Here is a 14,603-nt window from a genome sequence, read left to right as displayed (position 1 = left end):
TAAAAGTAAAATGTAAGAAGGCGTTATTAGCTTTAACTGGTTCTACCGGAGAGTACAAAATTTCGATAAAACCTTCATATTAAAACAGTTAAATATAGAAAGAGGATAAGCCTTTTCCTATACCTAAAATTGGGTATTTTTTACCTGTAATAGTAGATTTTAACCTGGTTAATGGTTGATTGCGAAAAGTTTATTTTTATTAAAAACGGATAATATAAAAGCTACTTAGCTTTAAGTGGATAGAAATAAGCCGGATAGTATCTTCTATCCGGCTTATTTGACTTATAGACTTATATGTTTACTTTTTTACTTAGTGAGCAGCAGTTTCTGTTGCTGGTGCAGACTAGGGGTTTGCAGTTGGATAAAATACAAACCAGCGGGTTTCTGATTCGCTTGCCATTCTACTTGGTAGGTTTGGTTGGCTTTCGCTTGGCCCTGGAACAAAGTTCCCACTTCCTGGCCCTGACTATCGTAGATTTTTACGGCAACTGTTTGAGTTTCAGGTAAGCTAAACTTTACGGTTATTTGACCCTGAAAAGGATTGGGGTAAGCGGTTAAGGGGTTCGTTAAACTAACTGGTTCTTCTGTTTGAGTAGCTTCTCTGGCAGCTACTAGGGAAGAGGTTTCGGGGGCGAGTTTTACTAGCCAGTAATCCGAGAAGCCTTGGCTGGGTTGGGTTTTATCCCCGCTCACTGGAGAATTTGAACTGCCTCCTAAAAGTAAGCCCTCATCGTTGGTTTGTAAAACGGTGCGTAAATCATCTCTCTCTGTACCCCCAATAGTTTTGTCCCATTGTATTGTACCATTAGCATCTAGCTTTACGACCCAGTAATCCCGGTTACCTTTTCCATTTTCAGTTTTATCGCCACCCTTATCAGAAGAGGAAATACCCGCTAGTACGTATCCGCCATCATTGGTGCGGGTGCTGGCTTGCAGGCCAGCACCTTGTTTACTGCCAAAGGTTTTATCCCAAACTTTATTGCCTTGAGCATCTATTTTAATAATCCAATAGCTTGAAGTTACATTACCTAGTTCATCTAGATAGCCCGGTTGGCTTTTCTCGCCACTTTTAGGTGAACTACTTGTGCCGGCCAAAAAGAAGTCACCTCCATTGCCCCGGCCAAGAGACGCAAGATTATCTTCTCCGTTGCCACCAAAAGTTTTATCCCAGAGCTTGTTACCATCCTTATCCGTGCGGACAATCCAATAATCACTTTTACCCCGACTTATCTCCGATTTATCCAGATTTCTACCGGAGGATGAAGTACCCCCCAGTAAAAAGCCACCGTCCTGAGTTTGGGTAAAGCTACCTAAAGTTTCGTTACCCGTGCCCCCGTAACGCTTGTCCCAGATTTTACTACCGGTAGCACTTATTTTTACCAGCCAATAATCATAACCACCCTGAGTACCCTGACTTTTATCGCCACTAACGGGAGAATTGCTATGACCAGCCAACACGTACTCCCCGGATGAAAGTTGAATTACTTTCTGTAGTTCATCCAAACCACTTCCCCCTAAAGTTTTATCCCATTGCTTATTACCTAAAGCATCTACCTTTACCAACCAAAAGTCGCGCTTTTTAAAATAATCATATCCGGTATCGCGGCTAATCTCGCTCTTGTCGCCATTTTTGTCGGACCGGGAAGAGCCCGCGAGCAAATACCCGCCATCTTTGGTTTGAATTACCCGGTTCAGAAAGTCGTCGAAGGTACCGCCGTAGCGTTTGTCCCAGAGTTTTTTACCGTTCTTATCGCTTTTTACAATCCAGTAGTCAATCTTACCTTGAGTGTCTTGGGTTTTATTGCCACTACTCCCTGAATAAGTATATCCTCCAGAAAGGTAGCCCCCATCGGAAGTTTGGATAACCGAAGTTAATTGGTCATAACTTGCTCCTCCATAGCGCATATCCCAGGCGAGTGCTTCCGGAGCAGATTCTTCTTTAATTTTAACTACCCAATAATCCCGATATCCTTTTAGGGGTTCACTCTTATCGCCGTTAATTCCTACCAGAGAAGAACCGCCTACTAAATAACTGTTATCGGGAGTGGCTAACAAAACAGAAGGATGATCAACGTAATCATAATTTGAATTATACGTTCCTATGGTTCGGTCCCAAAGTTTTTTGCCACTTGCATCCAGCTTTATTAACCAATGATCGTCTTCTCCTTTAAAGGCTTCGCTTTTATCTCCACTTATTCCAGAAAGAGAATTGCCGCTTAGTAAAATGCCGCCATCCGGTGTGTTTATCATTGCCGAAAGTCTATCCTCCTTATTGCCACCGAAGGTTTTATCCCACAGTTTATTCCCGTTGGCATCAATCTTAACGAGCCAATAATCGTCCAGACCTTTGCTTTCTTCCGTTTTGTCGCCGGTTTTACCGGAAGTGGAATAGCCACCCAGTAAATAGCCACCATCCTGGCTGGGAAGCATTACTTTCAGGAAATCATAATTATCGCCGCCAAAAACTTTATCCCACAATTTATTACCTGCAGCATCAATTTTTACTACCCAGTAATCGTAAAATCCTTGCCCGCCCGGCCGTGGATTGGAAGAACCGCCCAGAATAAAGCTGCCGTCTGATAAAGCTAGCATGGAAGTAAGAATGCTGCTATCTGTGCCGGCACTGTCAAAAATTTTATCCCATACTTTATTGCCGTTGCTATCAATTTTAATAATCCAGAATTCTTCCGAGCCAGTTCCTCCCTGGGTCTTATCACCACTTATTGGAGAACGGCTATATCCACCTACTAAATAACCGCCATCCGGAGTGGCCACCAGAGAGGTTAAATTATCCCCATTATTACCACCAAAAGTTTTATCCCATTGCTTCTTGCCGGTAGCATCCGTTTTTACAATCCAATAATCTTCGTAACCTCGGCTAGCTTCTGTTTTATTACCATTGCCATCGGATCGGGAAGAACCGCCAAGTAAATAGCCGCCATCCGGGGTAGTTATTAAAGCGCTCAATTCATCCCGGTCGTTTCCGCCAAAAGTTTTGTCCCACAGCTTTTTGCCATTACTATCCGTTTTTACAATCCAATAATCGCTTATCGTTTGCTGATCACGATAGCATTGTGCAGACGAAATACTGCCCCGATGATCTTCACTTTTATCGTTACCTTTTTTTGATTCGGAAGTACCTCCCAGCAAGTAACCTCCCCCCGGAGTGTTAACCATAGCAGCAATAGTAGAGGCACCAAATATTTTATCACAATCACCGAATTGGGTAGGGTATTCAGTAATAATACCGCCGTAAGCTTTATCCCAGATTCGGGTAACAGGTGGTACATTTACTAAAATGCGGGCAAAAACCTCCTGAGCCGGAAAGAAGTTATTGTTCCCGGACTGGGCAGCCTTTACCGTTACTATACCGCTGCCGCCGGTAAGCGTAAGCTTATTATTTTTTAAAGTGGCAGGCCCTGAAACCAAGGTGTAACTTACAGGCAAACCGGAACTGGCATTTGCCTGGAGGTTAACAATTTTTTGAGTAGCATAATTAATGGTGGGTACGGATTCAAAAGTAATAATTTGTTTTTGCCGCTCTGTATTATCCAGCTTTACTACCCAGTAATCATAACCTCCTTTACTGGCTTCTGTTTTGTTACCAGATTTTTCTGATATAGAATAGCCAGATACAAAATAACTCCCATTTTGGGATTGAAGAACGGAGGTTAGATAATCGGCATTACCACCGCCTAAAGTTAGGTCCCAAATTTTCTGCCCTTTTTCATTTACTTTTACTACCCAATAATCAAATGCGCCCAGTTTATTTTGCGTTTTATCGCCGGTGCTGTTAGAACTTGAATTACCGCCTAATAAGTAGCCGCCGTCTTTGGTCGGATAAATATCATTTAATTCGTCGTTGCCACTACCTCCCAACGTTTTATTCCATTCCTGGGTACCATCATTGCGCAGCTTTATTAACCAAAAATCCTGACCTCCCCGGCTGGGTTCGCTTTTGTATGGTCCTGGCCCTACGTGCGCATAACCGGCTAGCACTAATCCACCATCCTTGGTGGGTTGAAGGGAAGGTAAACCATCATTGACTGCTACCGGAATAGATCTTTCCCATTGCTTGGTTAAATCGGCTTTGAACCTGACTAACCAAACCCTGAATGGTTTAAAACCATTTAAAGGAGGGTTGGTATAGCCGCCCACTACATATCCTCCATCAGGCATTAAAGTAAACCATAGGTTAGCATTGGAAGAATCTTGCGGCGTAGTTCTTTTGTAAATTATTTTTCTGGAGATCTCAGAGCCAGCCGCGCTTAACTTTACTAACCAATATTCATTTTCGCGGTAAGTAGGCCCTGTGGTGGTATAGCCATTTATAAGATACCCGCCATCGCTGGTCTGCTGCAGTATCTTCCATAAGCCATCCGGAAAAGCTTTGTCCCAGGCAATGGTACCATCGGGATTTAATTTTACTAGCCATCTTTCTCCTTCCTGGGTTTTGTCCCCTGAGATTCCAGAATTTGAATAGCCTAACACAAGGTAACCACCATCTTTGGTTTGCAACAGGGATAATACCCCCTCGTTTTTATCTCCGCCTAAAGTTCTATCCCAGGCAATAGAGCCATTAGGGTTTAACTTTACTAACCAAATATCAAAGGTGTTGGCTGGTCCTCGGTTAATTTGCGATTTGTCGCCGTTTTTGCGCGTATTTGAACTTCCTCCTAAAATAAAGCCTCCATCCTCAGTTGGCAAGGTTATGCTTAAATTCTCTTTTAAATTTCCGCCAAGGGTTTTGTCCCATTGAATGTTTTGAGCCGATGCAGCTACGGGAAAAGCCAATAAAATAAAAAGACTATAGCGTTGCTTCCAATAAGTCTTTGTTCGTACCCGAAATAGCAAGTAGAAGTGGTGTAAAAGTATTCTCATAAGAGTAGTAAAAGTTAAAATAATTAGAAGAAAATTCTTGTATAAATTCCATGTACCGGAACAGTTATTTCCGATACATGGAATTGTGGCATTATTTACTTAAAAGCAGTTTGTACTGTTGCCATTTGGTGGCCGTTTGCAGTTGTATAAAATATAAATTGGCGGGTTTGTTGCCAGCTTTCCATTCTACTTCATAATTACGGTCGGCTTCAGTTTCGCCCTGGAACAAAGTAGCTACTTCATTGCCTTGGCCGTCGTAAATTTTTATTGTTGCTGTTTCTGGTTGAGATAAAGTAAAACCCGACCCGGATGTACCTCCCAGAATATAACCGCCATCGCGGGTAGATTGCACCGATTTTAATTCATTTCTGCCAGTTCCACCCAAAACTTTTTCCCATACTTTAGATTGGGCTGGGGAATAATGGGAGATGCCAAAAAAAACCAATATGAGTGCGGCTAAACGCTGGCCATTAAAAAGAAGAGGTTGCCAAGACAACCCGCGGAAAAAAGGTAAACGTGTTTTCATTAAATTCTAATTTAGCTAAATAAGGCCTGAGAAATAGCACCAAGTAGAATGCGTGTTAGTATTTGTGGGATACTAGAGTAAAATCAGGTTAAATTAAAGGTTTTCTGAAGTTCGTACAATACCTAAAATTAGGTATTTTGTTATATAGCAATATTTATTTTAAAGAAATTAGGAAGAAGTGTTGATGGAACTATCTAGTAATTAGAAGACAGACTTCAGGTATTTAGAATTATTTGATGAATTAGAAAGCTCAGGTATTAAGTAGCATTGATTAAATAATTCTAAATTATTCAGGTAAGATGGAGGCAAACAGCAAAGTGAGAAAAGAAGCTGCGTTTACGGTTTATTTTAAAAAGACTTTAATAAAAAGAATTACGTATAAGCCAGTACTACTAGGTAGTTTTTAGATATATAAAGCAAATAGATTACTAAAATTGAACGTAACTGTACCGATTTATTCTTTTTACAAGTAGGCTTACTAAAATCTAATTCGATTAAATGGAAAAATTAAAGAAAATTTTGCTGGTAGATGATGATCCTACTAATAATTATTTAAACGAAAGATTATTAAAAAGTTTACAAATAGCCGAAGAAGTAAAAGTACTCACGGACGGCAAACTAGCTTTAGATTATATTTTAGAAAATTGTTTTACGGAAAACCACTATTGCCCCGGCTTGGTTATTTTGGATCATCACATGCCCGTAATGGATGGTCTGGAATTAATGGAAGCTTTAAATAAAAATGGAATAATAAAAAGTCTGGAAATAGTTTTTTTACTACTAGCCGTGCATACCAAGCCTGAGGAACAAGAAGCCTTCCGAAAATTGGGAGTACAAGAATTTACCCCTAAACCTTTAAGTAAGCGAACCATTAGGGAGGCTCATTTGAAATACTGGGAAGGAGACACCGCCAAAAACCATGCAAAAGGTTCTGCTAAATAAGAGCCTCAATCAGCTAAGAATGTTTCAATAAATAGTCCTGACTCAGGATTTACTTAATTAATAATAAGTCTGAAGTTTAGGATTAGCACGGCATGCAAGCAAAATTCTTCTCCAAAAAGCAAATAGTAATTGCAGTATTTACTTATTGGAGAAGAAAAGCTGTTTGGTTATAAAATTATTTACTAAATAGTAATTTTTGTTGTTCCTGTAGGGTAGGGGTTTGCAATTGAATAAAATACAAACCCGCTGGTTTAATGCCTGCTTGCCATTCAAGTTGGTAAGTCTGCCTGGCTTTTGCCTCTTCCTGGAACAAAGTAATTACTTCCCGGCCCTGGCTATCAAAGATCTTTACCGTTGTGACTTGGGTTTGCGGTAAGCTAAACTTCACAGTTACTTTGCCCTGGAAAGGATTAGGGTAAGCAGTTAATGAATTAGTTATAGTAACAAGTTCTTCTATCGGAGTAACTTCTCGGGTAGCAATTGAAGAAGTGGTTTCCGGGGCCAGTTTCACCAGCCAGTAATCATTTCCACCTTTATTAAGGTAACTATGCTCCCCATTAATGTTCGAGTCGGAACGGCCACCTAGCAATAAACCACCATCAGAAGTTTGGAAAACGGTGCGAAGTTCTTCTTTGCCCTTGCCCCCGAAACGTTTATCGTACATCTGTTTGCCATTGGCATCTACTTCTACGATCCAAAAATCACTCTTACCCCGGCTAGCCTGGGTTTTTGTACCGCTAATACTGGAGTAAGAACTACCTCCCAAAACTATATGGCCACTGTTTAAGCGGGTGCTAGCCTGGAGTTCATCATCCTGGTTGCCGCCAAAAGTTTTATCCCAGAGTTTGTTACCCTGGCTATCTATTTTTATTAACCAGTAATCTTTACCCCCTTGGCTAACCTGGCTTTTCTCGCCATTCTTACCGGATGTACTCGTACCCGAAATAAAATACTCAATCCCATTTCGAGCAATAGAGTAGGCTTCATCTGCTCCGCTGCCGCCGTAAGTTTTTTCCCAGAGCAGGTTGCCGTCTTTATCTGTTTTTACTACCCAGTAATCGCGGTTACCGCGACTAGGTTCGCTTTTGTCGCCGCCGTTGCCGGATAAAGAAGTACCGGCCAGTAAAAAACCACCCTCCGGGGTTAAGGTAAAACTGCCTAATGTTTCGTCTAAAGAGCCACCATAACGCTTGTCCCAAATTTTGTTACCAGTAGTACTAATTTTTACTAACCAGTAATCGGTGCCGCCCTGTCTGCCTTGGGTTTTATCGTTGCTGATGGGGGAGTTGCTGCTGCCGGCTAAAATATATTCGCCGGAAGCTAGTTGAATTACTTTTTTAAGTTCATCGTAGCCCGAGCCGCCTAAAGTTTTATCCCATTGTTTATTACCTTGCGCATCCATTTTAATTATCCAATAATCGCGATCACCCCGGCTGTTCTCACTCTTATCTACCCCTGCATTAGAGAGGGAAGAGCCAGCCAGCAAGTAGCCGCCATCTTGCGTTTGGATAATTCGATTCAGGTAATCATCAGCAGTGCCGCCATAAACTTTATTCCAGATGGGTCTTCCGTTTTTATCCGTTTTAAATATCCAATAGTTTTTACCCGCTTGACCATTGGAGTAATTTTGAGAGATACCCCCACTTAGATAGCCACCATCACTTGTTTTAATTACATCCGTTAAATCATCATCTTTAAGCCAACCAAAGTTAGCATCCCAGGCGCTAAAAGGTGGTTCTTCTGTTCTATTGGTACTTACCTTTAAAATCCAATAATCTGCTTCTCCTTTACTGATTGTAGTTTTATCTGCCCCAATGCCTGAAAAAGAAGTTCCTCCCACTAATAAGTTGCCCTCTTTTGTTGGCAGGACCGCAGCCAGTAGATCATTCCGGGTACCGCCAATAGTACGATCTTCTACTACCTGGCCTTTTTCATCTATTTTAACCAGCCAGTAATCGTTCCATACTGTAATTTCTAAGTTGGGGTCATAATCTCTTTTTCCCTGGTCTACTGGAATATCGCTGCGGTTATTCTCTGTTTTATCCCGGCCGTTATCAGCATTTGATGTTCCGGCCAATAAATATCCACCCCCCTGTAATTGAATTATTGTTTTTAGCTGAGAATCTCCGGTTTGAGAAGATAAGTCATGTTTTGTTTCGCCCACGTTTGAGTTACTAGCGCCTCCGTAGGTTTTATCCCAAAGCTTTTTACCATTTTGGTCGATCTTTACTAACCAATAATCTGCTATGTCCGCGTAAAAAACTGGGCTATCTGAGCTTTTTTCTTCTCCTTTAAAGGCACTGGAAGAGCCCGCCAGCAAGTAGCCGCCATCGGGTGTAGCTAGTATAGATCTTAAGTGAGAAGAGCCTGCTTCAAAAAAACTATCGCCGGTACCATATCCGGAAATACCCCCGTACGTTTTATCCCAGACTTTATTACCTTGCTCCGTTATTTGAATAATCCAGTAATCTCTTAATCCACGAATGGATTGCGTTTTATCGCCGGAAATACCTGAGCTAGAACTACCACCCAGCACGTAGCCTCCTCCAGGCTTAAGGATCATAGCAGTCAGATTATCCCGGACCTGTCCCCCATAGGTTTTATCCCATTCCTTATTTCCGTTAGCATCTAACTTTATAACCCAATAATCGCCCCGAAAGTAAGCTTCTGTGTAATTATCCCGGGAAGCCTGACTTTTATCCCCGCTTTTATCGGAAGCCGAAGTTCCGCCTACCAGAAAGCCACCTTCTGGGCTAGCCAATAATACCGCTAACCGATCATTCGCATTGCCTCCGAAACTTTTATCCCAAACTTTGTTGCCGTTCTCATCTATTTTAACTAACCAATAATCAGCGCCTCCTTTACTATTTTGGGACTTATCGCCTGATTTATTCGAGCTGGAAGAACCACCTAATATATACCCCTCTCCTGGAACAGCAATAAGGCTTGAAAGTCGGTCTGGGTTGGAGCCCCCGTAGGTCTTATCCCAAACTTTCTGACCGGTAGCATTCATTTTTACTACCCAGAAGTCGGTATTGCCTTTGCCAGTATCACTTTTATCGCCACTAACCGGCGAAGCAGAGGTTCCAGCCAGTAAATAACCACCATCGGGCGTATTTACCATAGATTGCAGCGTATCGCCTTTGCTGCCACCGTAAGTTATTTGCCATTGCTTACCTGTAAGGGTAACCACAATGCTTTGAGTGGTGTCGGCAGGCGCGTATTCAGCGTTGCCTGCACGCGAACAATGCCCGGTGCGGTTACTTTAATTAAATTATCTTTAAGTGTGGCCGAACCAGATAAAACTTCAAAAGTAATTGGCAACCCGGAACTGGCTTTTGCCAGAAGCGTAAATGCCTGATCGCCCACTTCTTTGGTTAAAAGAATAGGTTCAAAATCAATGGTTTGAATGCGGCGGAAGTTATTTTCCAGTTTTACCAACCAAAAATCTTTACCGCCTTTACTTTTTTCAGATTTCTCACCGCCTTTTCGGGAGTTGGAAGTGCCACTTAAGAAATAGTTGCCATCGCTGGTTTGTAGCACATCAGTTAATTCATCTAGTTGGGTGCTGCCAATCGTTTTTTCGTACAATAAGGCGCCATTTAAGTTTAATTTTACGAGCCAATAATCATAGGTGCCACTCATTTCCCCTCTCCGGTCTTCGGATTTTTCGCCGCTTATCCTGGAAGCAGAGGAACCGCCAAGCAAATAACCACCATCGGGGGTTTGCTGAACAGAATTTAAAAAGTCCTGTAAATTACCCCCAATCGTTTTATCCCAAACTTTACTACCATCTGCATCTAGTTTTACTACCCAGTAATCGTTTAAAATACTATCTCTCCCAGGCTCTGATTTATCGCCACCTTTGTCGGAACTGGAAGTGCCGGCCAGAATATAACCCTGGTCGGTTGTTTGTTGCAATGAACTTAAATTATCAAAATCATTCCCGCCAATGGTTTTGTCCCAAACTTTCTTACCATTGGCATTTAATTTTACGATCCAGTAATCTCTGCCCCCTTTATTTCCTCCAGATTTGTCGCCTGATTTATGGGAACTAGAGAATCCTCCTAAAACATAGCCTCCATCAGTTGTCTGCTGAACAGTAGCCAGTTTGTCTTCTCCATTGCCACCCAGGGTTTTCTCCCATAAGATAGTACCCTTCGCATTAATTTTAATTATCCAAAAGTCGTTTAGCGTAAGTGGATAGGTACTTTTACTAGATTCGCTTTTTTCCCCGCTTTTATCGGATTTAGAATATCCTCCCAAAATATAACCACCATCGTTGGTTTGCTGCAGAGAGCTTAGTTGATCGTTTCGGTTACCACCGTAAGTTTTATCCCAGGCCTTGCTTCCGTTTTTGTTTAGTTTTAGGATCCAGAAATCCTGGGCCCCTCTACTATTTTCGGTTTTATCTTTACCGGCGGTTGAATTAGAGTAACCAGCTAAAATATACCCGCCATCTTTGGTTTGCTGCAAGGCGGTTAAAACTTCTTCGCCGGTTCCGCCAAAAGTTTTATCCCAAGCTATGCTACCATTAGAATTTACTTTTATTACCCAGTAGTCGGTGCTGCCTTTACTTTCCTCCGTTTTGTCGCTGGTTTTACCAGAGTTGGAGGTACCACCGAGAATATAGCCTCCGTCAGACGTTATTTGCGTGGCGGTTAACAAATCGTCTTTATCGCCCCCCAGCGTTTTATCCCAGAGAACTTTTTGAGAAAAGCTTAAATAGGGCAAAGCCAAACAAAAAAATAGCAATAACCCAATCTTATATTTTCCGGATTTAATTGCTACTAATTGGTGATAAAAGAAATTAAAAGTAGGAGGGGAGTTCAGGTTAAATGTCATATTATCCGTTTTAATATCAAATGCAAAAAGTATTAAATCACTTAAGGGTATTTGCCTGTTTATCTTATTGTTTGACTAGGAGTGCTATAATCTTAATTTGCTAATAGCAGCTTCAAATCCTGACGGGTAGTTGGGGTTTGCAATCCCATAAAATACAAACCCGCTGGTTTATTACCGGCTTGCCATTCTAGTTGGTAAGTCTGCCTAGCTTTTGCCTTTCCCTGGAACAAAGTTTTTACTTCCTGCCCTTGGCTATTGTAGATTTTTACTGTTACTGCTTGGGTTTCGGGTAAGGTAAAGTTGATGGTTACTTTATCTGTAAAAGGATTGGGATAAGCTGTTAAGTAATTTACATTGGTTTGTACGGATGGTAAAGCAGTAGCAGAGCGGCTCACCAAAGTAGGAGAGGAAGTAGAAGTAACGGGCGGTATTTTTACGAGCCAGAAATCTGGACCGCTAAAGCCAATGGCGGGTTGGCTCTTGTCGCCGGTTTCGCCCGAATCGGAGCGGCCGCCTAGTAAAAAGCCGCCATCTATGGTTTGAATAACACTGCGGAGTTCATCGGTGCGGCTACCGCCAAATCGTTTGTCCCAGATTTTATTCCCGTCCTGGTCTAAGGTGAGCAGCCAGTAATCGCTGCCTCCTTGATTGCTTTGGGTTTTATCCCCACTAGCGCCGGAGAACGAACTGCCCGCCAGAACGTAATTACCTTCTTTGGTAAAGGTACCGGCCCGGAGCTCGTCGTTTTGCTGCCCCCCAAAAGTTTTATCCCAGATTTTATTACCTAAAAGATCAAATTTAATTACCCAATAATCGGTGCCGCCCTGGTTAGCTTGCGATTTATCACCGCTCTTACCCGAAGCACTGGTGCCGGCAATAAAGTAAATATCTCCCTGAAAACGCCCCACGGTAGCCGCTTGGTCGTTGGCGCTGCCGCCAAAAGTTTTATTCCATTGTACAATGCCTTTTTCGTCAGTTTTAACAATCCAGTAATCTTTATTTCCCCGACTAATTTCTCCTTTGTCGCCGTTAAAACCCGATAAAGAACTACCTACTAATAAAAACCCTTTGTCGCGGGTAATGATAATACTAGCCAGGTCTTCGCCTAAGCTGCCACCGTAACGTTTATCCCAGAGTTTCTCTCCCTTGCTGCTAATTTTTACGAGCCAGTAATCTGAACCACCCTGGCTGTTCTGGGACTTATCGCCACCTGCCGAGGAGTTACTGTTTCCGGCTAAAATGTATTCGCCCGTAGCGAGTTGAATAACTTTTAAGAGTTCATCGGAGCCGGAGCCGCCGTAGCGTTTATCCCATTGCTTCGTGCCTTGCGCACTAATTTTAACAATCCAAAAATCCCGGTTGCCGCGGCTGGGTTGGGTTTTGTAGCCGCTTTTTCCGGAAAAAGAAGAGCCCGTTAATAAATACCCTCCATCTTGCGTTTGAATAACCCGATTCAGGAAATCGTCTTCGGAGCCGCCATAGGTTTTGTCCCAGATTTTCTCGCCGTATTGGTCTGTTTTTACGAGCCAGAAATCGTTTTTACCCTGGCTGTTTTGGCTTTTAGAAAAGCCACTGTTCGAAGCCGAATAGCCACCGGCCAGATAACCCCCATCTGTTGTTTGGATAGCGGTCGTGAAATTATCAAAATCGGTGCCGCCGTAGCGCTGGTTCCAGGCAGTGGCATTGTATACTTTATCCTCTAATTTTATTACCCAGTAATCAAAACCCCCTCTACTAGGCTCGGTTTTATCTTCGCTAATGTCGGCGTAATTAGAACCGCCTAAAATGTAGTTCCCGTCATTGGTTTGCTGGATAGTGGCAAAATAATCATCTTCTGGCGTGCCAAAAGTTTTATCCCATTGTTTGGTGCCATCGGCCCGTAGTTTTACAATCCAGAAATCGCTGTAATAAACATCAGTGTCTTCCGACTTATCCCCGCTCATGTTCGATGATGAATTCCCTCCCAAAATATAACCTCCATCTGGGGTTAGTTCAATTGAATAAAGATAATCTAACCAATCCCCTCCTATGGTTTTATCCCACTCTTTACTACCATCCGACCTTAATTTTACAACCCAATAATCGGTGCTGCCCTTAGAAGCTTCCGTTTTACTTCCGGTTATATCCGATTCAGAAAATCCTCCTAAAATATAGCCACCGTCGTTGGTTTGCCTTAAAGTTTCTAAATAATCTATGTTATTGCCACCAATGGTTTTGTCCCACTCTTTGCTGCCATCCGATCTTAATTTTACTATCCAGAAATCGATTACGCCTTGGCTAGCTTCTGTTTTATCAAATGAAATGGGTGAAAAAGAAGATCCTCCCAGAATGTAACCACCGTCGCTAGTCAGTTGCAGGGAGGCTAAACCGTCTTCTCCTTTACCGCCAATGGTTCTATCCCATTCTTTGGTTCCGTCTGGTTGTAGTTTAACAACCCAATAATCAGTGCTGCCTTTATTAATTTCTGTTTTATTGCCGATTTTACCCGATTTGGAAGTGCCTCCTAAAAGATAACCTCCATCGGTAGATTGTACAATGGTGGTTAAATTATCTGATTTGTTGCCGCCAATGGTTTTGTCCCACACTTTTGTTCCATCGGCATTTACTTTTATTACCCAAAAGTCAGTCTCGCCTTTATTGGCTTCGGTTTTATCGCCACTTTTTCCAGAGGAGGAAGAACCACCTAAAATGTAGCCGCCATCTTTAGTGGGCATCACTATACTCAAGTTATCGTCCACATTTCCGCCAAAAGTTTTATCCCACTGTTTAGTGCCGTTGGTATTTAATTTTACAATCCAGTAATCGTTGGTATTCAGACCATATTGATCTTTATTATTGTCTTGAGTCTTTTCTCCACTTTTACCGGAGGAGGAAGTACCTCCTAAAACGAAACCGCTATCCGGAGTATTTTGAATAGAGGTGAGGAAATCACTACTTTCTCCCCCAATGGTTTTATCCCATTTAATTTTTTGAGCGGACGATGTAAAAGAAAGCCCCATTCCCAGGATTACTAAAATTTTAGATAAATAATTAGAAGTAAATAAACCAGCATGAGAATATGGGAAAAGATAGGAGTAAGCTTTTTTCATAAGTCTTAACAGGTTAATAAAAAGATTTAGTAAATTCTGATTAGGCGAACATTTTTTTACACTTAAAACCAGAATATGCAAATGCGGTAAGAGTAACTTTTAAATAGGATAAAACTGTGTTTTAGAAAGAGACTTTTAATTACCGCACTCAGGTAAATGTACCTATATTGGCTTTGGAGCACAATACCCATAATTAGGTATTTTAGTATGCTTACTATTAATTTTTTGTTACTAAATCCTACTGGATTAAGAGAATTTTGATCTCGCCCGAAGATATTTAATTTGAAAAATTTACTTTTTAGATGGCTATGTATTTTTAA

Annotated in this window: 6 protein-coding genes; 1 reads left to right on the top strand and 5 read right to left on the bottom strand. The window is 41.8% G+C overall.

What is annotated here, in order from left to right:
- Positions 1–306 precede the first annotated feature (306 nt).
- Positions 307–4,881, bottom strand: coding sequence for a T9SS type A sorting domain-containing protein (locus HUW48_RS16480; RefSeq protein WP_182411992.1), 4,575 nt, complete (start codon positions 4,879–4,881; stop codon positions 307–309).
- Positions 4,882–4,972: 91 nt separating this feature from the next.
- Positions 4,973–5,407: a hypothetical protein gene (locus HUW48_RS16475; protein ID WP_182411991.1), complete on the bottom strand. Its 435-nt coding sequence runs from the start codon at positions 5,405–5,407 to the stop codon at positions 4,973–4,975.
- A 498-nt stretch (positions 5,408–5,905) separates the two neighbouring features.
- Between HUW48_RS16475 and HUW48_RS16470 the strand changes: the two genes are divergently transcribed.
- Entirely contained in the window at positions 5,906–6,349 is a 444-nt protein-coding gene (locus HUW48_RS16470; RefSeq protein WP_182411990.1) for a response regulator, read from the top strand.
- A gap of 175 nt (positions 6,350–6,524) precedes the next feature.
- Here the strand turns inward: HUW48_RS16470 and HUW48_RS16465 are convergent, their stop codons facing one another.
- The 3 genes from HUW48_RS16465 to HUW48_RS16455 all read right to left on the bottom strand — a co-directional run bounded on the left by HUW48_RS16465 (position 6,525) and on the right by HUW48_RS16455 (position 14,283).
- Positions 6,525–9,542, bottom strand: a complete 3,018-nt coding sequence (locus tag HUW48_RS16465) for a T9SS type A sorting domain-containing protein (RefSeq protein ID WP_182411989.1) — start codon at positions 9,540–9,542, stop codon at positions 6,525–6,527.
- Positions 9,509–11,194 (bottom strand): T9SS C-terminal target domain-containing protein, encoded by a 1,686-nt coding sequence (locus HUW48_RS16460; RefSeq protein WP_182411988.1) that lies wholly within the window; start codon positions 11,192–11,194, stop codon positions 9,509–9,511. Before HUW48_RS16460 ends, HUW48_RS16465 begins: the two co-directional genes overlap by 34 nt.
- Before the next feature lie 92 nt (positions 11,195–11,286).
- On the bottom strand, positions 11,287–14,283 hold the full coding sequence (locus tag HUW48_RS16455) for a T9SS type A sorting domain-containing protein (protein ID WP_182411987.1): 2,997 nt from the start codon (positions 14,281–14,283) through the stop codon (positions 11,287–11,289).
- Positions 14,284–14,603: the final 320 nt, after the last annotated feature.

Origin of the sequence: Adhaeribacter radiodurans (assembly GCF_014075995.1) — a bacterium.
Lineage (GTDB): Bacteria > Bacteroidota > Bacteroidia > Cytophagales > Hymenobacteraceae > Adhaeribacter > Adhaeribacter radiodurans.
The sequence above is the reverse complement of the archived record's forward strand: the minus strand, read 5'-3'. Positions and strand labels throughout refer to the sequence as shown.